At 41.7% G+C, this 21,944-nt stretch carries 18 protein-coding genes; 11 read left to right on the forward strand and 7 right to left on the reverse strand.

Features of this window, described 5'->3' with window-relative positions; all coding sequences use genetic code 11:
- Positions 1-33 precede the first annotated feature (33 nt).
- From purH to DCO44_RS01545, 6 genes are all read right to left on the reverse strand, one after another.
- Entirely contained in the window at positions 34-1,608 is a 1,575-nt protein-coding gene (purH, locus tag DCO44_RS01520) for a bifunctional phosphoribosylaminoimidazolecarboxamide formyltransferase/IMP cyclohydrolase (protein ID WP_116758867.1), read from the reverse strand.
- 90 nt (positions 1,609-1,698) lie between these two features.
- Positions 1,699-1,968: a DNA-binding transcriptional regulator Fis gene (fis, locus tag DCO44_RS01525; protein WP_001086304.1), complete on the reverse strand. Its 270-nt coding sequence runs from the start codon at positions 1,966-1,968 to the stop codon at positions 1,699-1,701.
- 391 nt (positions 1,969-2,359) lie between these two features.
- On the reverse strand, positions 2,360-3,241 hold the full coding sequence (locus tag DCO44_RS01530; RefSeq protein WP_116758868.1) for a DUF3426 domain-containing protein: 882 nt from the start codon (positions 3,239-3,241) through the stop codon (positions 2,360-2,362).
- 18 nt (positions 3,242-3,259) lie between these two features.
- Positions 3,260-4,162, reverse strand: a complete 903-nt coding sequence (gene prmA, locus DCO44_RS01535; protein WP_116759010.1) for a 50S ribosomal protein L11 methyltransferase — start codon at positions 4,160-4,162, stop codon at positions 3,260-3,262.
- Between the two features lie 112 nt (positions 4,163-4,274).
- Positions 4,275-5,174 (reverse strand): bile acid:sodium symporter family protein, encoded by a 900-nt coding sequence (locus tag DCO44_RS01540; RefSeq protein WP_116758869.1) that lies wholly within the window; start codon positions 5,172-5,174, stop codon positions 4,275-4,277.
- 570 nt (positions 5,175-5,744) lie between these two features.
- Positions 5,745-6,089: a hypothetical protein gene (locus DCO44_RS01545; RefSeq protein ID WP_116758870.1), complete on the reverse strand. Its 345-nt coding sequence runs from the start codon at positions 6,087-6,089 to the stop codon at positions 5,745-5,747.
- A gap of 263 nt (positions 6,090-6,352) precedes the next feature.
- On the opposite strand from DCO44_RS01545, the gene mnmG reads away from it, so the two are divergent.
- From mnmG to DCO44_RS01570, 5 genes are all read left to right on the forward strand, one after another.
- Positions 6,353-8,233 (forward strand): tRNA uridine-5-carboxymethylaminomethyl(34) synthesis enzyme MnmG, encoded by a 1,881-nt coding sequence (gene mnmG / locus DCO44_RS01550; RefSeq protein WP_116758871.1) that lies wholly within the window; start codon positions 6,353-6,355, stop codon positions 8,231-8,233.
- A 94-nt stretch (positions 8,234-8,327) separates the two neighbouring features.
- The gene (locus DCO44_RS01555; RefSeq protein WP_116758872.1) at positions 8,328-10,136 is read left to right on the forward strand and encodes a tetratricopeptide repeat protein; all 1,809 of its coding nucleotides are present in this window, start codon (positions 8,328-8,330) and stop codon (positions 10,134-10,136) included.
- A 266-nt stretch (positions 10,137-10,402) separates the two neighbouring features.
- The gene (mhpT, locus tag DCO44_RS01560) at positions 10,403-11,617 is read left to right on the forward strand and encodes a 3-(3-hydroxy-phenyl)propionate transporter MhpT (RefSeq protein ID WP_116758873.1); all 1,215 of its coding nucleotides are present in this window, start codon (positions 10,403-10,405) and stop codon (positions 11,615-11,617) included.
- Between the two features lie 307 nt (positions 11,618-11,924).
- On the forward strand, positions 11,925-12,803 hold the full coding sequence (locus DCO44_RS01565) for a homocysteine S-methyltransferase family protein (protein ID WP_116758874.1): 879 nt from the start codon (positions 11,925-11,927) through the stop codon (positions 12,801-12,803).
- 9 nt (positions 12,804-12,812) lie between these two features.
- A complete protein-coding gene (locus DCO44_RS01570) occupies positions 12,813-14,135 on the forward strand; it encodes a basic amino acid/polyamine antiporter (RefSeq protein ID WP_116758875.1) in 1,323 nt (440 codons plus the stop codon).
- A 131-nt stretch (positions 14,136-14,266) separates the two neighbouring features.
- Here the strand turns inward: DCO44_RS01570 and pcaU are convergent, their stop codons facing one another.
- Positions 14,267-15,079, reverse strand: coding sequence for an IclR family transcriptional regulator PcaU (gene pcaU / locus DCO44_RS01575; RefSeq protein ID WP_165493966.1), 813 nt, complete (start codon positions 15,077-15,079; stop codon positions 14,267-14,269).
- 291 nt (positions 15,080-15,370) lie between these two features.
- On the opposite strand from pcaU, the gene DCO44_RS01580 reads away from it, so the two are divergent.
- The 6 genes from DCO44_RS01580 (at position 15,371) to DCO44_RS01605 (ending at position 21,935) form a co-directional block, all read left to right on the forward strand.
- The gene (locus DCO44_RS01580) at positions 15,371-16,051 is read left to right on the forward strand and encodes a 3-oxoacid CoA-transferase subunit A (protein ID WP_116758877.1); all 681 of its coding nucleotides are present in this window, start codon (positions 15,371-15,373) and stop codon (positions 16,049-16,051) included.
- Positions 16,052-16,064: 13 nt separating this feature from the next.
- A complete protein-coding gene (locus DCO44_RS01585; protein ID WP_116758878.1) occupies positions 16,065-16,715 on the forward strand; it encodes a 3-oxoacid CoA-transferase subunit B in 651 nt (216 codons plus the stop codon).
- A gap of 454 nt (positions 16,716-17,169) precedes the next feature.
- Positions 17,170-18,375, forward strand: a complete 1,206-nt coding sequence (pcaF, locus tag DCO44_RS01590; protein WP_116758879.1) for a 3-oxoadipyl-CoA thiolase — start codon at positions 17,170-17,172, stop codon at positions 18,373-18,375.
- Positions 18,376-18,397: 22 nt separating this feature from the next.
- Positions 18,398-19,753, forward strand: a complete 1,356-nt coding sequence (gene pcaB / locus DCO44_RS01595; RefSeq protein WP_116758880.1) for a 3-carboxy-cis,cis-muconate cycloisomerase — start codon at positions 18,398-18,400, stop codon at positions 19,751-19,753.
- A gap of 8 nt (positions 19,754-19,761) precedes the next feature.
- Complete coding sequence (gene pcaD, locus DCO44_RS01600) at positions 19,762-20,538, forward strand: 3-oxoadipate enol-lactonase (RefSeq protein WP_228157491.1); 777 nt, start codon at positions 19,762-19,764, stop codon at positions 20,536-20,538.
- A gap of 41 nt (positions 20,539-20,579) precedes the next feature.
- Positions 20,580-21,935 carry an MFS transporter gene (locus DCO44_RS01605; protein ID WP_116758882.1) on the forward strand — a complete coding sequence of 452 codons (1,356 nt, stop codon included), beginning with the start codon at positions 20,580-20,582 and terminating at the stop codon, positions 21,933-21,935.
- Positions 21,936-21,944: the final 9 nt, after the last annotated feature.

Here is a 21,944-nt window from a genome sequence, read left to right on the forward strand (position 1 = left end):
TTAGGGGGATTTTTAAATATGAATTATTGTAAATTAATGACGGAAATGACGCATACCTGTGAAGACCATGGCAATACCCGCTTCATCAGCAGCAGCAATCGTTTCTTCATCACGCATAGAACCGCCCGGTTGAATAATACATTTAATGCCTGCTTTCGCTGCATTATCAATACCATCACGGAATGGGAAGAATGCATCAGACGCCATTACAGCACCTTCAACCACTAAACCAGCATGTTCTGCTTTAATTGCTGCAATACGCGCAGAGTTTACGCGGCTCATTTGACCTGCGCCCACACCAATTGTTTGGCGATTTTTCGCATAAACAATCGCATTCGACTTCACATATTTTGCAACTTTCCATGCAAAAATTAGGTCGTCAATTTCTTGTTCAGTAGGGGCACGCTTAGTTACGACTTTAAGGTCATCTTTAGTGATCATGCCTAAGTCTTGCTCTTGAACCAATAAACCACCGTTTACACGTTTATAGTCCAACTGTGGAGCACGTTCGTCAATTGCTGGTAATTCACCGCAAACGAGAACACGAACATTCTTTTTCGCGCCTGTTACTTCAAGTACGCCTTCAGCGATGCTTGGCGCAATGATCACTTCCACGAATTGACGGTCAACAATCGCTTGTGCTGTTGCAACGTCTAATTCACGGTTGAATGCAATGATGCCACCGAACGCTGATTCAGGGTCTGTTGCATAAGCCAAGTCATATGCTGCTTGAATACCATCTAAAGACACAGCAACACCACAAGGGTTGGCGTGTTTAACGATGACGCAAGCTGGTTTTGCAAATGATTTCACACATTCAAGTGCGGCATCTGTATCTGCAATATTGTTGTAAGAAAGCTCTTTACCTTGAAGCTGTTTCGCAGTTGAAACAGAGGCTTCAGTTGCTGTGCTTTCTACATAGAATGCTGCTGACTGGTGTGGGTTTTCACCATAACGCAAGTCTTGAACTTTATTTAATTGTGTATTGAAAGTACGTGCAAACTTGTCTGCTTGACCTTCTTCTTTACCAACGCGAGCGCCTAGATAAGAAGCAATCATGCCGTCATATTGTGCTGTATGTTCAAATGCTTTAACGGCTAAGTCAAAACGAGTTTCATAAGACAAAGCGCCATTTGCTTTAAGCTCAGCAACAACAGTGTCATAGTCTGTAGCATTAACCACAATACCTACAGAGGCATGGTTTTTCGCAGCAGCACGAACCATTGTTGGGCCACCGATGTCGATATTTTCAATCGCATCTGCAAGTGAACAGTTTGGTTTAGCGACTGTTGCAGCGAATGGATAAAGGTTTACAACCACCAAGTCAATTGCATCGATGTTGTGTTCAGCCATTACTGCTTCGTCTAAACCACGACGAGCTAAAATACCGCCATGAATTTTTGGGTGTAAAGTTTTTACACGACCATCCATCATTTCTGGGAAACCTGTGTGCTCTGAAACTTCTACAACTGCGATGTTGTTGTCTTTAAGCAACTTATATGTACCGCCAGTTGATAAAATTTCTACCCCTAGAGCAGAAAGGTTTTGAGCGAACTCAACAATACCAGTTTTATCGGAAACAGAGATTAATGCGCGTTTAATGGTCATGATCTTCGTCACAGTTATCAAGGATTAAAACAAAAAGCTAAAAATAGCAGGTAAAAAAAATGCCCGCGGAAGCCGCAAGCATTTTATCATTTATTCACTCATTAAACCGTGAGCTTTCAACTTTTTACGTAAAGTGCCACGGTTCAGTCCAAGAATCTCGGCAGCACGTGTTTGATTACCACGCGTATACTCAAGAACTACAGATAAAAGAGGTTTCTCCATTTCTGCTAGCACCATGTCATAGACCTGAGAAGGTTGCTCGCCTTGCAATTGAGCAAAGTAATGGCGAACTGCGCGATCTACGTGAATACGTAGAGCAACATCAGATTGTGCAGTAAAAATAGGAGATTTGCTATTCATGCGAATTAATCCGAAAAATCAGATACCACTTGGGTAAAGCGATATATTAATGTTGTCTATAAAAAATAAATGAACTCCGTTTTAGATCCTAAAACGAGGAGTTCTAAAACTCGTACATTTAGCTTGCCACAATCCTGCCACATTGATCAAAAAACATACGTAACAATAATTTAATATTTGTTACTGATCAAATCAAAACAAAAAATAGATACCCTACGCATTATCTGGAATAAAGCGCATTGGCAAAACTAGTAGTTGTTGTGAAAATTAGCGAGGAGTTTGCAGCACAAAGCTTTCGTGGCGCGTATGATACCATTGTCTTAGAAAAAGTGAGCAAGAAAACTGCATTTTTTTTACTTTTTTTTTACTTTTTTTGTAGTTTTTTCATTTTTTAAGGTCCAATGATTTCTAAACTATAGTCATCAAAGCTTTTTCGATCGACTGGAAGCTCAAAATGGATTTTAAATGGTCTTTTTTGAGGGATGCGCTCAATACCAACCAAGTTGTCTGCTAAATATTCTTTGGGGTGCAGTGTGAAGCTACCAGTTTCTACTCCTTGTTCACGTAAAATAACTTTAAGAATAGGTAAAGGAATACTCTTATCGTAATAATTGATTAATTCACCTGTAAATAGTGTTTTGTTTTTTGCAACACGCTTGGCTTTTACTTTGGTGGCACTAATAAGAGTATAGTTCTCTTGTTGTATTTCACATTTGAACAAAGCGCAAACTTGGTTAAAGCTCGCGGCTAATTTAGGGCTACTTCTTAAGTATTGAGGATTAAACCAAAAGAACTGGAACAATAATAATAGAATTAAAGCAATATTAACGATGCCCCACATCATATAATAGATAGGGCTACGTGGTTTGTGCTCTACATCTTTTTCTGCAAGGTTAAGCGCTGGGAAGTTTCCGATTGGATCGGTACTAAAATAATTGAGATTGTTTAAATACGTTTTTAAGTCAATATTGGAGTGTTCAATTTTTCGATCAAAAATTTCAAGTAATTGTTGACGATTCGACAAAGAATGTTCAAAAGCAATATTAGACATTTGATGGCGAAAGTCAGTATCTTGATTAGATGAGTCAAAATGATCATCCGAAGCCGGATAAGTCGCAAGCTGACCAAAGGACTGATTGATTAAATGTGTTAAAGCATTAAACGTAGTTGAACACTTTGGGCAACAAACCATGCCCTGAGCAACAGTCAGTTGAGCCACAGAGACTCGATAAATTGTTAGACACTCAGGACAGCTGGTTTGTTTTTCACTCATAGTTTTTAAATTAGATAGTTAGGCTTTGTGGCGTTTGCCTGAAATACGGCACCAGTTTTCTTCACGCGTTTCAACTTCTAATATATCAAAAAATTCTGAGTAAATGCTAGAAACATCAGCAACTTGCTCTTCAATTACACCCGCAAGTGCGAACTCTGCCTCATATTTTGTTAAAGTTGCAAACTCGGGTGCAAGAGCCATCAATGGGCCAGCTAAAATATTTGCAACCAATACATCAGCTTTTTGACTGCCAAAAGTTTCATTAAACTCATCTGGCAAGCCTACAAACAGTTGGTCAAGAACACCATTTAAATCAGCGTTTTGTTGAGTTGCTAATATCGCTTGTGGGTCAATATCTGTAGCGTAGACTTTTTTCGCACCTAAAAGTAAGGCTGCAACACCAAGAATGCCCGAACCACATCCGTAGTCGATTACGATTTTATCTTTAAGGTCAGTTTTGCCAAGCCATTGTAAGCATAAGAAAGTACTTGCGTGATTGCCTGTACCAAAAGCTAAACCTGGGTCCAGTTTAATGTTGACAGCATCCGCTTCTGGTGGCTCTAACCATTCAGGCACAATCCAGAATTTTTCACTGATTTGAATGGGTTCGTAATAGTCCATCCAAGATCTTTCCCAGACTTGATCTTCTAAGTATTCACTACGCAAAGGTGCGTCTGGCATTTGCGCGCGAATGAAGGTTTCTAATGCAGCAACATCAATTTCTTCATTATCTTCTTGTGCATAAATACCTGTCACAATGACTTTATTCCAAAGTGGTGTTTCACCTGGAAGTGGCTCAAGTAAGTCTTGATTTTCAGCATCGTCCAAAGTCACGCTCACTGCGCCCAAAGAACTTAATAAGGTTTCTGTAAAATCGACTTGTGCTTGATCAACAGTAATATGAATTTGTAACCACTTCACGGAATAACCCAAACTTTGCTTTTCTAAAACACACATTGTAACTGAGAGCAGCACTTACAGCTACACTTTCATATAACTGTAAAAAAGGATGCCGAAGCATCCTTTTTTTATTTTAAGATTTTAGGTTAATTGGGTTGTCATCCTGAACAGATTTTGGCGTTCCTTCTAATTTATTCAACAACATGCCAAAACCAGCAGCGATGAAGTACATAAATAAAGAATAAACTGCAGCAGGCATCGCTACAGTAGTATTTCCAATCACAGTCAAGGCGATTGTGACGGCAAGTGTTCCGTTGTGTATTCCAATTTCGAAAGCACAAGCACGTGCTTGCGCGCTGTTGACCGAAATGAGTCGTGGTAATACATAGCCAAGTGTTAAGCTAATCAGACAGAATAGAATGGTAACGCCACCAACCTGCGTGAAATATTGCGCAATGTTATTTCTTTCTTTAATAAATGCAGCTGCAATAATTAAAATTAAAAATACAACCGAGAAAATGCGAACAGGTCGGTGCATTTTCTGTGTGAAATTTGGTGCAAAGTAACGAATTGTCATACCAATACAAACAGGCACAATAATGATGCTAAAGACCTGAATGATTTTCCCAAGCTGCAAATTAATTTGTTGACCATCATTAACGAAATGATGAATCGAGAAATTGACAATTAAAGGTAGGGTTACTGCTGCAAGCACAGAGTTAATTGCTGTAAGGGTAATATTTAATGCGACATCACCTTTAAAGAGATAACTATATAAATTGGCAGTTGTGCCACCTGGTGAAGCTGCAAGGAGCATGACACCAACAGCCAGAAGTGGTGGAAGTGCAAAAAGTTTACACAGTAAAAATGCAATACCCACCAGAAGGACCAGTTGTGTAAATAAGGCAATCATCACGGCTTGGGGTTGTTTGGTAACGCGTGCGAAATCTTTTGGAGTGAGCTCAAGACCTAAGCCCATCATAATGATTGCTAAAGCGAGAGGTAGAATAACGGTAATCAATCCTGAATCCATTTTTATTCCTATTGTTAAATCAATTTAATTTTAAAATCAGTAAAACTCGATCCTGAGTTTTTGATTGAGATTGTGGTTATTTTTGTGTGGGGTCTTTCGCCGAAGCGATACACAATCATTTTGATCATAATGTATTTATAGAAGTTGCAAATGACATTTATGCACAATGCTGCATGCTTGTGTGGTGAACATTGATTTTTAATGCAGAATGACTAATGTGATGGATGTCTCTTTTTAAGATTTGATTCTATGATCCATATCTTAAAATAACTGTTTGTTTTTTTAATGTTTAAAATTAACTCTTGGCTAGATATCCACTTTGTTTAAAAATTATTTTCAATTGTAGATTCAGTTGGCGGTTTTCAATTCTAAAAATGACAAGTACATTTTATGGTCAAAATGACTGTAAAGCGTGACCAGTCAGTTCTCACCTTATTTATATATATTTTATTGACTGCTAACGCATGATTTGAGTGTTTTATCACTTATGCAACTTGATAGGGAAAGTGGTTAAAGATGAAGTACTTTAACCACTTTGTGGAGGATAACTGTTTGTAAATTACTTACTATTTATTTAGGGTAAGGGGCGGTGAAACCTAATGCACATTTCCCTTTTACTTCTTGACCAGCAATCATGACAGATTTAGCAGCCATATCTGTTTGGCATGCAGTCATTAATTCGGATTCATTCCCTGTCACTGCTTTATTGGTACTAAAGAATTGTGGTTCGCAGGTTCCATTCCAAATAATGCCACGGTAAGCAAAACTGACAGGAGCACCTTGAGTTTTTCCTTTACAGACCTGCATATATTTTTGCGCGTTGTAGGTGGTTTCAACTTTATCATTTGCCTGAGTAGCAAATGGAGTAAGACATAAACCGCAGAGCAGAGTAGAGAGTAGAATATTTTTATTCATGATGCGTACCTTGTTCCTATATTTTTTAGGTTACTCCTTAATAGAATAAAAAATAGACAAAATAAAACAGTGTAGATCAGGTAAATAGTGCTGAAAAATTGTGGTAAATTGCTTAGTTATTAGGCAATTCAATGGTGTTTATGTAGCGATATGCAACATTCAATAGGAAATGTTTTAAAAATAAAATTGAGTTGTTTGGTCAACTTATTCAGCAAAATTTGATATAATACTCTGTCATTCTTTTTATTTCTCTCTATACCACTATGCATTATCCTAAAGTTTACGATGTCATTGTTATCGGTGGCGGTCACGCAGGTACGGAAGCAGCACTTGCTGCGGCGCGTATGGGTCGACAGACTTTACTCCTGACTCATAACATTGAGACTTTAGGGCAGATGAGCTGTAACCCAGCCATTGGCGGCATTGGTAAATCGCACTTAGTCCGTGAGATTGATGCTTTGGGCGGTGCAATGGCACTGGCTGCCGACAAAGGTGGTATTCAGTTCCGTATTCTGAATTCACGTAAAGGTGCAGCGGTACGCGCAACACGTGCACAGGCTGACCGTGTACGTTATAAAGCTGCGATTCGTAACACTTTAGAAAACCAAGCCAATTTGGATATTTTTCAACAAGCAGCAGATGATCTGATTGTTGAAGGCGATACTGTAAAAGGCGTTGTAACCCAAATGGGTATTCGCTTTGATGCGAAAACTGTTGTACTGACTGCAGGGACTTTCTTGGGTGGTGTAATCCACGTTGGTCTTGAAAAATCGAGTGGCGGTCGTGCAGGCGATCCACCATCAATTTCGCTCGCACACCGTTTACGTGAGTTAAATCTGCCTGTAGGTCGTTTAAAAACAGGTACACCGCCACGTATTGATGCGCGTTCAGTGGATTTTTCTGTAATGACACCTCAACCAGGTGATTTCCCGTCTCCAGTGATGTCATTTATGGGTGATGCATCTATGCACCCAGAACAAGTTAACTGCTACATTACCCATACCAATGAAAAAACCCACGACATTATCCGTGGTGGTTTAGACCGTTCACCAATGTACACAGGTGTCATTGAAGGTGTAGGCCCACGTTACTGCCCATCAATTGAAGACAAAATTCACCGTTTTGCGGATAAAGACTCACATCAAGTGTTCTTAGAGCCTGAAGGCTTAGATACACATGAGCTTTATCCAAATGGTATTTCAACGTCACTTCCGTTTGATGTGCAGTTTGAATTGGTTCGTTCGATTCGCGGCATGGAAAATGCACATATTTTGCGTCCAGGCTATGCCATTGAGTACGATTACTTCAACCCACAAGCGCTTAAATTTACTTTAGAAACCAAGGCGATTAACAACCTGTATTTTGCGGGTCAGATTAATGGTACGACAGGTTATGAAGAAGCCGGTGCACAAGGTTTACTTGCAGGTCTGAACGCTGCGCGTCGAGCTTGGGATCAAGAGCAATGGACACCAAAACGTGATGAAGCGTATATGGGCGTGTTGGTAGATGACTTGATTACGCTAGGCACGAAAGAACCGTACCGTATGTTTACCTCACGTGCGGAATATCGTTTGATGTTGCGTGAAGACAATGCGGATCAGCGCTTAACCCCAGTGGGTCGTGAAATGGGCTTGGTGGATGACGTTCGTTGGGCCGCTTACTGTGAAAAAATGGAAGCCGTTGAACAAGAAACAGGTCGTTTACAACACCTTTGGGCAGCACCAAATAACCCGATGGGTAAACAGTTTGTCGAAATGACAGGTGCGGATTTATCGAAAGAGTGTTCTGCGATTGATTTGTTAAAACGTCCGAATATTTCATTTGCTCAAATTGCAGAACTCACTGGCTCTGAAGTGTCTGCTCAAGTAGGCGATCAAATTGAAATCGCGGTGAAATATGCAGGTTATATTAACCGTCAGCATGAAGATGTCGCGCAAATGAAGCGTTTGGAAGAAACAAAAATTCCAGCCGACTTTGATTATGATGTGGTTTCAGGTTTGTCTCGTGAAATTACTTTAAAATTGAAGGATGTGCGTCCAGATACTTTGGCACAAGCAGGTCGTATTCCGGGTGTAACGCCAGCAGCAATACAGTTGGTGATGATTACGATTCGTAAAAATGCACAAACCAAGAAATCGGCTTAATCTTTGAAAGTTATTAAAAAAGCCCGCTTTATGCGGGCTTTTTTTTAGGTAAAATCAGCGCGGTATAAAACACAATAAAAAATAAGGTAGAGAGATGTCATTACAATATACAAGCGGAGAAGAGATTCGCGAGGGTGATGTGGTTATCTGGCTCAATCAAAGTGGTGAGTTTTATCAATTTGATCAAGCCATTATGAAAGTATGGAATGTTGCTAAAACCAATGATGGAGAGCTGGTTGGAGTGAACTTAATGCCACCAGAAGCTGAATCTCCTATGCAGATGCTGAGGGCTTTGGTTCGACCAGATGAACCTGAGTCATCTGGTGAAATTATGAAAATGGGAGACGTTCCGGGGCTCTATACCATTACACGATGGTTTTTACCTTTGCAGCAAGTATCTAAAAGTTTGGGCTTGGTTGCACGTATTGATTATTTTGCTGAATATGAAACAGGGCATGGAGCGTTAATTCTTCAATTAATTAGAGATAAAGCCGAGCAATATCGGGGTATTTATCAATATTATTTGGCAGATCAAGCTTATCAACAACGTGACTTTCAACACTATATTGATTTACTACGTCATTCTGCGCAGTCGGGATATAGTTCTGCGATGTGTCAGTTAGCGCAGCAATTGTTTATTGGTGGAATTTTACAAAAAAGTTTGGAAGGAAGCTTTAACTGGTATCGAGAAGCCGCGTCCAAAATGGATAGTATTGCGCTATATCAGTTGGCAGGATGTTATGCGCGAGCACAGGGTACCGAACAGGATTTACAAAAAAGTTTGCAGCTCTTGCAACAATCATCTGAACAGGGTTGTTGGGCAGCGACATTGGGACTGGCAGCCTATTATCGTTTTGGTTGGTTAACCTGTTTCTTGGTCAATCCAGTTTATCCGAATTACGGTGTGGTAAGCGACCATGTGATTCATCCGGGGCAGGCATTATATCTGTATCACCGAATTGCATCTCAGGCTCCTGAAACTGAAAAAGTTGTTTTGGCTAATGCTTATTATCATTTAGCTTGGATGTATCAAGATGGTATTGGGGCAAAACGTGATTATGAGCAATGTGTCTATTGGTATCAAAAATCCGCTGATTTAGGTAATTCAGTTGCAATCAATAATTTGGCAGATAAATATGAGCATGGTTTAGGTGTACCGCTTGATTTAGATATGGCTATTGGGCTGTATCAACAAGTCGCTGGGCGAGTGATAGCGGCAGATTTAAGTTTGGGGCGTATGTATTTAGAAGGGCGAGGTGTTGAGCAAGACTTCGAATTGGCTCGAAAACATTTAAATGTCGTACTAGATGCACGCATTGACGGTATAGATGCAATGCAGGCGGAAGCAATGCAACTGCTTGCATCCTTTACCGAAGATAGTCCACTGCAACAGGCTCAACACGTTCTCAAAAATGCGCGTGATTATTCGATTGAGCAAATTTCTGAACAAATTAGAAAGATTGATTCATTTCTGCATATGGATGAAGCCAAGCAATTATTCTTCAAGTTGTTTCTACTGAATGCTCAAAAAGGTGAAGCTTCCTCACAGTATCAAGTGGGTTATTGGTATTTAAATGGTTTCTATACCGAAAAAGATGTAGAAGAAGCGGCATATTGGATTCAGAAAGCGGCTGATCAGAAAGACCAATATGCTGAATGCAAAATTGGATATATGTATGAAAATGGACTTTATTTTAACTCAGATTTAGATCTTGCAGAAAAATGGTATGAGCGGTCATTAAGGACACCATCAACAGCATATTATCCAGAATACATCGCAGGGCAATTAAATCCTGAGTATTTAAAAATGTATGAGCAAATGAATAGTGAAGCGTTGAGTGGACTTGTTCGTGTTGAGCAAAAGCGTCCGAAACGTAACAAATGGTTTTTTTGGAAAAAATAACAGTAAATTTTCACCACGATTGCTATTAACTATAACTGTATAGTTAATAGCTTTCATTTTTATAAGATATTGTATTTTATAGTTTATATAATTTGATAAGAGCTTTTAGCTATCGTTTTATAAGGGTTTAGCTCTAAATAGACGAATCATTTAAAAATTAGAGGGAATGAATCCCGACCATTGTCGTGCTATTTCTAGCCAGTGATACCTTTCAAAATAGCCCTACAAGTTTTAGCCAACTTGCAAACTATTGATGGAGATCAATTATGGCTCAAACAAACACGGGAAAAATGCAGAAATTCCTCATCGTATTTTTGTGTTTTTGGGTGGCTTTTTTTGAAGGTTTTGACCTACAAGCCCCTGGTATTGCAGCAAAAGGAATCGCAGCAACCTTTGGTTTAGATCAAGTACAAATGGGCTATGTGTTTAGCCTTGGTGTATTTGGCATGCTGTTTGGCGCATTCTTTGGCGGACGCTTTGCTGATTATTTAGGGCAAAAGAAAGTCCTGATGTTGTCTATTGCGATCTTTGGGGTATTTTTTAGTATTACAGCAATCGCACCGAATATAGAAGTTTTATATCTTGCTCGCTTTTTCACGGGGCTTGGTTTAGGTGCTGCCATGCCGACCATGATTTCAGTGGTGGGTGATGAAGCAACGGAAGCCAATCGCGGTAAATTAAACAGTTTAATGTATTGTGGCTTACCTGTTGGCGCAATTTTTGTTGCAGGGCTGGCGATTTATTTTAAAGATATTCCATGGCAGACATTGTTCTTGATTGGTGGGATTACCCCATTAGTCCTTATTCCATTCATGGCATTTATTTTAAAAGATAAACCGAAGCAAACGGCGCTTGTCGAAAATGCTGACCTAGCACCTGTCCCTGCAATGACTGAAGTATTATTTCAGCAGCAAAAATTTAAACAGACTTTACCACTCTGGGTAAGTTTCTTTTTTACCTTGATGGTGAACTATATTTTAATTAGTTGGCTACCCAATTTATTGATGGAACAAGGTTTAGAAAAGCAGCAAGCCTTTTTAGTGATGTTGGTGTTTCAGGTAGGTGCTGTGATTGGTACGCTTTGCTTTGGTTATTTGTTGGATCGACTAAAATTATGGCAGATGGCGGCGATTATCTATTCAGGTTTATTTATCGCTATATTTTTACTGTTCACCAGTAAAGTCATTACGGTATTAATTATTGCCGGTGTGCTTGGAGGGATTTTCTCTACAGGCGGTCAATCTATCCTCTATGGTATTTCCCCAATTTTTTACTCAGGAGCGGGTAAGGTCACAGGTGTAGGCAGCGCAATCTCTTTAGGACGCCTAGGTGCAATGACAGGCCCATTACTAACGGGTAAAATTTTAGCCTTAGGTTTAGGCACAACGGGTATTTTGGTGGCAAGTGCTCCAGGAATTGTTCTTTCTGCAATTGCAGTCGCTGCATTATCACGTTTTAAAGCTCAACAAGCGCAAAAATAAAATAATATTTTATGCTCCGATCATAAGGAGCTACGCACAAGTGTGATGATTTACATTTGTGCGTTTAGCATTTTATGCCAAACGTTAAATATCAATCGTCGGCTTTAAAAATTAAGAACACTAATTTGTTGTCTCAAAAAGTGATAAATATCAACTTTTTTAAAATTATATGCATAATATCAACATGAGTTATTAGAAAAATGAATTTTGATTAGCTGAAATAAAGATATTGTTTGGAGGATTCAAGCATTAAATCTTTTAAGAGTTTCTCTATAATCAGCTTTTTTATTTAATATAACTTAACTTTATGAAAATCTTAGATGGTGGTTTTGGTCGTGAACTTGCGCGTAGAGGCGCACCTTTTAGACAACCTGAATGGTCTGCGCTGGCTTTAACAGAAGCACCAGACATTGTGAAACAGGTACATTTAGACTTTATTCAGGCCGGTGCAGAAGTCATTACCACCAATAATTATGCAGTGGTTCCATTTCATATTGGCGAACAACGCTTTGAAAATGAAGTAACGAGCTTGGTGAATGTCGCTGTAACTCAAGCGAAAAAAGCAGTGGAGGAGAGTGGAAAAGAGGTTCGCATTGCAGGTTGTTTACCTCCGTTATTTGGTTCTTACCGTGCAGATTTATTTAAAGAAGCAGAAGCGAAAACCCTTGCAACGCCAATTATTGAAACTTTGTCACCGCATGTTGATTTTTGGTTGGCAGAGACACAATCTTGCCTCAAAGAAGTCGAAACCGTACATGGATTATTGCCTAAAGATGGTCGGGATTTTTGGGTGTCATTTACCTTACAAGATGAAATTCAGTTAGAACAACCCTTATTGCGTTCTGGCGAAAGCCTTGAACAAGTGGCTGAGTTGATACAACGCCTTGGTGCCAACGCAATATTGTTTAACTGTTGTCAACCAGAAGTGGTATTGCAAGCCATTATCCAGATTAAAAAATTATTACCCGAAACAGTACAAATTGGGGCTTATGCCAACGCATTTCCACCACAGAAAAGTGAAGCTACCGCTAACGATGGTTTAGATGAAATCCGTGCTGATTTAAATCCTGAATTATATTTAAGTTTTGCACAGCAGTGGCAAGCTGCGGGAGCAACCTTAATTGGGGGCTGTTGTGGTATTGGTCCTGAACATATTGCAGAACTTTCTCAATTTTTTAAACAGTAAGATTTTCTTATGTCTACAGCTAAAATTGGCTTACTTTCCTTAACCGCCTTAGTGTTTAGTTCTATGGTGGGTTCAGGGGTATTTAGTTTGCCACAAAACATGGCTGCAGTCGCAAATGGCCAAGCCTTGCTAATGGCTTGGCTTATAACAGGCGTAGGAATTCTATTTCTTGCCTTTGCACTGCTTTTTTTAACACGGCAAAGACCTGATTTGGATGGTGGTATTTATAATTATGCCCGTGAAGGTTTTGGTGAATTAATTGGCTTTTGTTCTGCATGGGGCTATTGGCTATGTACCACCATAGGCATTGTTGGATATGTGGTAATTGCCTTTTCTGGTGTGGGTTTATTTACTGATAGCCCAGAGCATGTGTATTTTGGTGAAGGCAATACCCTGTATGCATTGATTGGTTCATCAATCTTTGTCTGGATCGTACATTGGCTGGTGAGTCAGGGGATTAAAGAAGCAGCATTGGTGAATCTTATTGCGACCATTGCCAAGATTGTCCCTTTGGTGATTTTTATTGCCTGCGGCTTTGTTGCCTTCCAGCTTGATTTATTCAAACTCAACTTTATCGACTTTTCTTTACAGTTGCCTGTTTGGGAACAGGTGCGTAATTTGATGCTCATTACCTTATGGGTATTTACGGGTATTGAGGGCGCTGTAGTTTTATCGTCCCGCGCCAAGAACAGACAAGATATTGGTCGTGCAACCGTTTTGGGTGTGCTGCTGGCATTGAGTTTCTATGTCATGGTGACTGTACTGGCTTATGGTGTAACAGGGCGAGCTGAAATTGCCAATATGCATAACCCTTCTATGGCAACCATATTGGAGCAACTGATTGGGCTGCCTGGTACCATTATTATTACGCTAGGTTTGATTATTTCGGTTAGTTCTTCTTATTTAAGTTGGACTTTATTTGCAACGGAAATTCCATTTTTAGCTGCAAAAAATAAAGCTTTTCCTTCTCTGTTTTTAAAAATCAATCAGAATGGTGTGCCGATTGCTTCACTTTGGTTGACGTCTATTGTAGTGCAAATTTCTTTGATTGCAGTCTGCTTCTTTGATAAAAACTATACGCAGTTATTGCTGATTTCATCAGTAATGATTTTACTGCCATACTTTTTGGTTTCTGCATTCTATTTAAAAGAATCTGTAAAACATAAACGTAGTAAGCATATTTGGATTGCCGCAGTCGCAGTCATCTATGCAGCATGGTTGCTTTATGCGGCAGGTGTATCATTATTATTGCTGTCGGGTTGCCTATATTTATTGGGGTTGCTTGTATTTTTCTATAGTCGATTCACGCATAAAAAAGTGGCATTTGAGTAAAGTGAATAAAAAGAAAAACCGCGATAACTGAGCGGTTTTTCTTTTTGGCAGGTCATAAAATAACTCAACAAATTTTCTACGATTAAAGCGTCACAATAAGCCTATAGACTTGGATTATTTATCTAGGTGTTTTATAAAATATTGCGCAACTCACGCGCCGTTTCTTGTAACAAAGGTAGAATATGCTGAATCAGGTATTCCTTAGTGGTACGGGTAGTCGGGGACACAATATTCAATGCTGCAATCACTTTAGATCTTTGTTGATAAATTGGTACGGCGAGTGCATGGACACCTAACTCATGTTCTTCACAAGAATAGCACCAGTCTTGTTCTTTGATTTCATGCAGCAAGTTTAAAAATGTTGCATTGTCAGTATGGGTGTATTTGGTTAAACGTTGTAGTGGATATTTTTCCAGCCATTCACGTTGCTCATTCGGTTCCAGATGAGCCAATAAAATTTTCCCTGCGGATGTTGCATGTGCAGGTAAACGATTTCCTAAGTGTAAACCATAGGGGTTAACACGATCTGTTTGCTGATGCGCAGCGCTACGTGCAATGGTAATGGCTTCATATCCATCCAGTACCATCACAGAAAAGATTAAAGACGTTTGGTTAGTGAGTAGATTCAATAGCGGTTGAGATATTTTAGGAAGTTGTGCACCACCGAGATAAGCACCTGAGAATTTTAAAATTTTAGGGGTTAAATAAAAATAATGACCATCCGACTCTAAATAGCCCAAATACTCAAGGGTGAGTAAGTGGCGCCGTGCTGCCGCGCGGGTCATCCCAGTCCGTTCAGCAGCCATTGAAATATTTAAACGATGACGGTCAGCGCCAAAACAATCCAGAATTGCCATACCTTTACTGATGCCAGCCACAAAATCTTCATGTCGAATGATTTTTTTATTGTCTTTATTTTCAAGCCATCTTTCAGTTTTGTGCAATTCCTCATTCATTTAGATACTTTCCTGATATGTATTGTGTTTATATTTTTACTATAGCGTGAAATCTGACTGAAAAAATCAGGTTTTGTTCGATAATAAGTAAAAATGTTCGATCATCGAACAAAAGCACCTGTAGCTATCTAGTCCAGCGCTAAAAAATGATAAAAAATGAACGGATAAGGAAATCGAACTAAAAGACTAGGGAATGTTGTTTTAGCTGAATTGCTCTCCAGTATAAGTTGGGTTTCCGTGCCTTTTTAAATTTTGCATGATGCACAATGGAGTTATCTAATGATAGATAAAAGTGCAGCGACCTTAACGGAAGCGCTCTCCCAGATACAAGACGGCTCAACCATCATGATCGGTGGTTTTGGTACCGCAGGACAGCCTGCTGAACTGATCGATGGCTTAATTCAACTCGGCATTAAAGACCTCACCATCGTCAGCAACAATGCTGGTAATGGCGACTATGGTTTAGCGAAACTGTTGACAGCGGGTGCCGTGAAAAAAGTCATTTGTTCGTTCCCGCGTCAGTCCGACTCTTGGGTCTTCGATGAACTCTATCGTGCAGGCAAAATCGAATTGGAACTGGTCCCTCAAGGCAATTTGGCCTGTCGTATTCAAGCCGCAGGCATGGGGCTCGGCGCCGTGTTTACCCCTACTGGCTACGGCACTTTATTGGCCGAAGGCAAAGAAACCCGTCACATCGACGGTAAAGATTATGTACTGGAATATCCAATCAAAGCCGACTTCGCTTTGATTAAAGCCCAGCAAGGCGATCGTTGGGGTAACTTGGTCTACCGTAAATCGGCACGTAACTTCGGCCCGATTATGGCCATGGCAGCCAATGTGACCATTGCTCAAGTTTCTGAAGTGGTGGAACTCGGTGCACTTGACCCTGAACACATCATCACCCCAGGTATTTTTGTTCAACATGTGGTACAGGTTCAACCTGAACCTGTGGCTGTGTAATCAGGAGAACATCATGAGCTATCAAAAACTCAGCCGTAACCAAATTGCAGAACGTGTGGCACAAGATATTCCAGATGGCGCTTATGTCAATCTCGGTATTGGCTTACCGACCAAGATTGCCAGCTACCTGCCTTCAGACAAAGACGTGTTCTTACATTCTGAAAATGGTTTATTGGCTTTTGGTCCACCGCCAGCCGCAGGTGAAGAAGATCCTGAGCTGATCAACGCAGGGAAAGAATACGTGACCATGCTGCAAGGTGGTAGCTTTTTCCATCATGGGGATTCTTTTGCCATGATGCGTGGTGGGCATTTGGATATTGCGGTTCTCGGTGCCTTCCAAGTCGCGGCCAATGGTGATTTAGCCAACTGGCATACCGGCGCACCTGATGCAATTCCTGCGGTCGGTGGTGCAATGGATTTAGCCGTTGGTGCCAAGAAAGTCTTTATCACCACCGACCATGTGACCAAACAAGGTGAACCGAAGATTGTGGCTGAACTGAGCTACCCCGCGACAGGTTTGAAATGTGTCGATCGTATTTACACCGACCTGTGTGTGATTGATGTCACTGCAGAGGGTTTAAAAGTGATTGAGAAAGTCGATGGTCTAAGCTTTGCAGAATTGCAAGCCATGACAGGTGCTCCGTTGGTGGATGCGACACATTAACTGATTAGTTTGAAAATTTAATTGTTTGAATAAGGTCATTGCCTCAAATACTAGTTCAAGCAAAAACATTTCGTGTAGGCCATACCCTTACTTTTCAGAGATGAAAAGTAACAAAAATCTTTGTTGGGCTGATGGTATATCCATATACCACAGTCCAACGGGCGGCATCCATGCCGCCATCGAGAAATACTGAATGGAACGCTTTGAATACGGTTCTTGCTTATTAAGATTTGGATTTTCACCGTAATTCACTATCGTGACAGGCGACAAGGATGTCGCTAAGTTGAACAGGGAGGCAAGGAAGCCTCCTCTGTTCAACAAAGGTTTTTGGTCACTTTTTTAAAAAAGTGACAAGAATGAGCTACTGGCATTTAACTGAACACGGTAAGACTCCGTCGTGACTAGATACAGTTTATCTATCAGCAGAGCCCCGTTTCAAAGGACAAGATTAAACATGAAAGACGCTTATATCATCGATGCCATCCGCACCCCATTTGGTCGTTATGCCGGTGGACTCGCTCCAGTCCGTGCCGATGACTTGGGTGCAGTGCCGATTCAAGCCTTGATGCAACGCAATCCCAGCGTGGATTGGACTCAAGTCGATGACGTGATCTACGGCTGCGCCAACCAAGCAGGTGAAGACAACCGTAATGTCGGTCGTATGTCTGCACTGCTTGCAGGTTTACCCGTTGAAGTTCCTGCCACGACAGTGAATCGCTTATGTGGTTCATCCCTAGATGCCATTGCGATAGCAGCCCGTGCAATTAAAGCCGGTGAAGCGGATTTAATCATCGCAGGTGGCGTCGAAAGTATGTCTCGTGCACCTTTTGTGATGGGTAAATCAGAAACAGCTTATGGCCGTAGCCAGAAGATTGAAGACACCACCATGGGCTGGCGTTTTATCAATCCTAAGCTCAAAGCGATGTATGGTGTAGACACCATGCCGCAGACCGCTGAGAACGTGGCACAACAATTTAATATTGATCGCGCAGATCAAGACCAGTTTGCCTTGGCGAGTCAACAGCGCACCGCAACCGCGCAAGCTCAAGGCTTTTTTACACATGAAATCATCCCTGTGAATATTCCACAGCGTAAGGGTGATCCGATGGTGATCGACACGGATGAACATCCACGTGCATCGACCACCTTGGAAGCTTTGGCAAAACTCAAGCCAGTCGTCACAGCTGAAGGCACCGTCACTGCGGGGAATGCATCAGGCATCAATGACGGTGCGGCTGCTGTACTGATTGCTTCAGAACAAGCGATTCAAGAGTACCAGCTTAAACCGCGTGCCAAAATCATTGCTTCAACAGCTGTGGGTGTAGAACCTCGCATCATGGGCTTTGCCCCAGCCCCTGCGATTAAAAAGTTACTGAAACAAGCCAATCTGACATTAGAGCAGATGGATGTGATTGAACTGAATGAAGCCTTTGCTGCACAAGCACTCGCGGTCACGCGTGACCTTGGTCTAGCGGATGATACGACACAGGTGAATCCAAATGGTGGTGCAATTGCGATTGGTCATCCACTCGGTGCATCGGGCGCACGTTTAGTCACCACGGCATTAAACCAGTTAGAACAAACCGGTGGGACATATGCCTTGTGTTCGATGTGTATTGGTGTCGGCCAAGGCATTGCAATGATTATTCAGCGCGTTTAAAGCAGAGTTAAGGATAGCGATCATGAGCCAGTTATATGCCAGCTTATTTTACCAAAACGAGGTGACTGAAATTTTCAGTGATCGCGCGTTGGTGTCTTACATGGTTGAGGCGGAAGTTGCCTTGGCACAAGCGCAGGCTCAGGTCGGTGTTATCCCAAAATCTGCGGCAATCGCAATTTCCCAAGTTGCACAGACTGCGCTTGATCGGATTGATTTTGATGCTTTGGCTGTTGCAACAGGCTTGGCCGGCAATATTGCGATTCCTTTTGTGAAGCAATTAACTGCGATTGTGAAACAAAATGATGAAGATGCAGCGCGTTATGTGCATTGGGGCGCAACCAGTCAAGACATTTTAGACACTGCCTGTATTTTACAATGTCGTGCTGCAATGACGCATGTTGAAGCTTTAATTCACCAATGTTACCGCACTGCATTGACCCAAGCTGAACAGTATCGCTCACAAGTGATGATTGGACGCACATGGTTGCAGCAAGGGTTGCCGATTACTTTGGGGCATAAATTCGCGCGTTGGGCCTCGGCATTTCATCGTGATTTAGCCCGTATTGAAGCCATGAAAGCACGTGTTTTTACTGCTCAATTAGGCGGTGCCGTTGGTTCATTGGCTTCATTGCAAGCACAAGGTACTGCTGTGGTTCATGCTTATTCCGTTCAGCTACAGCTTTCAGTCCCAAATTGTACTTGGCATGGTGAACGAGACCGTATTGTCGAAGTGGCGAGTGTTCTAGCGATAGTGACAGGTAGCTTGGGAAAAATGGCGCGTGACTGGTCATTGATGATGCAAACTGAAATTGCAGAAGTGTTTGAGCCGGCAGCGAAAGGGCGTGGGGGATCATCGACGATGCCACACAAGCGTAATCCTGTTGCTGCGGCATCCGTTTTGGCAGCAGCCAATCGTGTACCTGTGTTGATGTCGAGTTTGTATCAAAGCATGGTGCAGGAACATGAGCGTAGTCTAGGTGGATGGCATGCAGAATGGTTGGCATTGCCTGAAATTTTCCAACTCTGTGCAGGCGCTTTAGAGCGGACTTTAGACGTGTTACAAGGCATACAAGTCAATGCTGAAAATATGCAACGCAATTTAGATTGTACCCAAGGCTTGATCATGGCGGAAGCAGTCATGATGGCTTTGGCACCGCATATGGGACGCTTACAGGCTCATCATTTGGTGGAAGCAGCATGCAAAACAGCGGTTGAAAAAGGTGTTCACTTAAAAGAGGTCATTACTGAACTCGATCCAGTCAAAACCTATTTTAGTGCAGCTCAGATTTCAGAAATTTTTAAACCCGCGTCATATCTCGGCAATATTCAAGACCAGATTGATGCGGTGTTGCAAAAAGTAAAAGGAGAGGCAAAGTGAATATCACGATGACCAATCGTCAAGGCAAGACTTTATCTGTTGCAATCAGTGGGCAAGACCATGCACCTGTGATTGTATTTTCAAACTCATTGGGTACAGATAAAGGCATGTGGCAGCCGCAAGTTGCTGCCTTCGAACAGCAGTTCAAAGTGGTGACTTATGACACGCGTGGTCATGGGCAAAGTGATGTGATTGAGCAGACCACTGTACAAAATCTTGCAGAAGATGTGATTGATATTCTGAACGGTTTAAACATTGAAAAAGCGCATTTTTGCGGGATTTCAATGGGCGGCATGACGGCTTTGTGGCTCGGTATTCACCATGCAGATCGTTTTCATAGCATCACTGTGGCGAATTCAGCAGCCAAAATTTGGACTGAAGAGGGTTGGAATGCGCGTGCAGATGCTGTGACAGCCAATGGCTTAGCTGATTTGGTCAAAACTACGCATACTCGTTGGTTTAGTGAGCAGTTTGATTATCAACACGATACTTTGGCGCAGCGCACTATTCAATCTTTAGCCACTACGCCAGCACTGGGCTATGCAGAATCTTGCCGAGCGCTCGCGCAAACAGATCTATCTACTCAAATTCAACAGATTCAGATTCCAACTTTAGTGATTGCAGGCGCATTTGACCCAGTTACGACAGTGGCAGATGGCATCTTTATGCAACAACAGATTCAAAATAGTGAATTAGCGGTGATTGATGCATCGCATCTTTCCAATATCGAACAGCCTGAGTTGTTTAATCAAACCCTCAGTCAGTTTATTGGATCGATTCAATAGTTTAAGGATTTTAAAAGGACTTTCAGCCCAAGGAGGCAGGTATGGCGTCTCAGGAATACGCTACTCAAAAAACGAGTATAGACGCACAAGCACTGATTAATGATGCACCGATTAGCAAATATCAGTGGCTTATCGCAATTGTATGTTTTCTCATTGTTTTTGTTGACGGTATTGATACTGCGGCAATGGGTTTTATTGCTCCCGCTTTGGCACAAGACTGGGGGATAGACCGCTCGCAACTGGGTCCAGTCATGAGTGCGGCTTTAGGCGGCATGATTATTGGCGCTTTGGTGTCTGGTCCAACCGCTGACCGCTTTGGGCGCAAGATTGTTTTAAGTGTTTCGATGCTGATTTTTGGTGGTTTTACTCTGGCATCGGCATATGCAACTGACTTAAACACTTTAGTGATACTGCGCTTTTTAACGGGTATTGGTTTGGGTGCGGCGATGCCGAATGCAACCACGCTATTTTCTGAATATTGCCCGCAGCGCTCCCGCTCGTTACTCGTGACCTGTATGTTCTGTGGTTACAACTTGGGTATGGCGACAGGTGGTTTTATCAGCAGTTGGTTGATCCCAACTTTTGGTTGGCACAGCTTGTTTTTACTGGGCGGTTGGTCGCCACTAATTTTGATGATCTTGGTGATTTTCTTCCTGCCAGAATCCTATCGTTTCTTGATTGTGAAAGGTCGTGACAGCGAAAAAGTTCGCAACATTCTAACGCGTATTGCACCTGAAAAAGTACAGGGTGTCACTGAGTTTCATGTACCTGAAGAAAAAAACGAAGGTGCAGAGAAGAAAGGTGTGTTTGGCATGCTGTTCTCTCAGAAATATGTCAAAGGCACGGTTTTATTGTGGCTGACCTATTTCATGGGTTTGGTGATGATTTATCTGCTCACCAGTTGGTTACCAACCTTAATGCGTGAAACTGGCGCAACGATGGAGCGTGCTGCATTTATCGGTGGTTTATTCCAGTTTGGCGGTGTCCTCAGTGCTTTATTTATTGGCTGGGCAATGGACCGTTTCAATCCGAACCGCATTATTGCAGGCTTCTATTTTGTCGCTGGAATCTTTGCTTTTGCCGTAGGGCAGAGCTTAGCAAATCCAACCTTACTTGCCATTTTAGTGCTTTGCGCAGGTGTTGCAATTAATGGTGCGCAGTCGGCAATGCCAGCACTGAGTGCTCGTTTTTACCCGACGCAATGCCGTGCAACAGGTGTGGCGTGGATGTCTGGGATTGGACGTTTCGGTGCGGTATTTGGTGCATGGATCGGCGCAGTTTTACTGGGCAATGACTGGTCGTTTACTGCAATTTTGAGCTTGCTCATGATTCCTGCAACGGCAGCGGCTGTCGCAATTTTTGTTAAATCACTTGTTGCACATACTGACGCAACTTAATTGAGGATT

Source organism: Acinetobacter sp. AM, from assembly GCF_003105055.1.
GTDB classification, from domain to species: Bacteria; Pseudomonadota; Gammaproteobacteria; order Pseudomonadales; family Moraxellaceae; genus Acinetobacter; species Acinetobacter tibetensis.

Coding starts and splice junctions, on each gene's coding strand:
- purH (WP_116758867.1), bottom strand. CDS start 1,608: ATGACCATTAAACGCGCATTAATCTCTGTTTCCGATAAAACTGGTATT.
- fis (WP_001086304.1), bottom strand. CDS start 1,968: ATGAATAGCAAATCTCCTATTTTTACTGCACAATCTGATGTTGCTCTA.
- DCO44_RS01530 (WP_116758868.1), bottom strand. CDS start 3,241: ATGAGTGAAAAACAAACCAGCTGTCCTGAGTGTCTAACAATTTATCGA.
- DCO44_RS01540 (WP_116758869.1), bottom strand. CDS start 5,174: ATGGATTCAGGATTGATTACCGTTATTCTACCTCTCGCTTTAGCAATC.
- DCO44_RS01545 (WP_116758870.1), bottom strand. CDS start 6,089: ATGAATAAAAATATTCTACTCTCTACTCTGCTCTGCGGTTTATGTCTT.
- mnmG (WP_116758871.1), top strand. CDS start 6,353: ATGCATTATCCTAAAGTTTACGATGTCATTGTTATCGGTGGCGGTCAC.
- DCO44_RS01555 (WP_116758872.1), top strand. CDS start 8,328: ATGTCATTACAATATACAAGCGGAGAAGAGATTCGCGAGGGTGATGTG.
- mhpT (WP_116758873.1), top strand. CDS start 10,403: ATGGCTCAAACAAACACGGGAAAAATGCAGAAATTCCTCATCGTATTT.
- DCO44_RS01565 (WP_116758874.1), top strand. CDS start 11,925: ATGAAAATCTTAGATGGTGGTTTTGGTCGTGAACTTGCGCGTAGAGGC.
- DCO44_RS01570 (WP_116758875.1), top strand. CDS start 12,813: ATGTCTACAGCTAAAATTGGCTTACTTTCCTTAACCGCCTTAGTGTTT.
- DCO44_RS01580 (WP_116758877.1), top strand. CDS start 15,371: ATGATAGATAAAAGTGCAGCGACCTTAACGGAAGCGCTCTCCCAGATA.
- DCO44_RS01585 (WP_116758878.1), top strand. CDS start 16,065: ATGAGCTATCAAAAACTCAGCCGTAACCAAATTGCAGAACGTGTGGCA.
- pcaF (WP_116758879.1), top strand. CDS start 17,170: ATGAAAGACGCTTATATCATCGATGCCATCCGCACCCCATTTGGTCGT.
- pcaB (WP_116758880.1), top strand. CDS start 18,398: ATGAGCCAGTTATATGCCAGCTTATTTTACCAAAACGAGGTGACTGAA.
- pcaD (WP_228157491.1), top strand. CDS start 19,762: ATGACCAATCGTCAAGGCAAGACTTTATCTGTTGCAATCAGTGGGCAA.
- DCO44_RS01605 (WP_116758882.1), top strand. CDS start 20,580: ATGGCGTCTCAGGAATACGCTACTCAAAAAACGAGTATAGACGCACAA.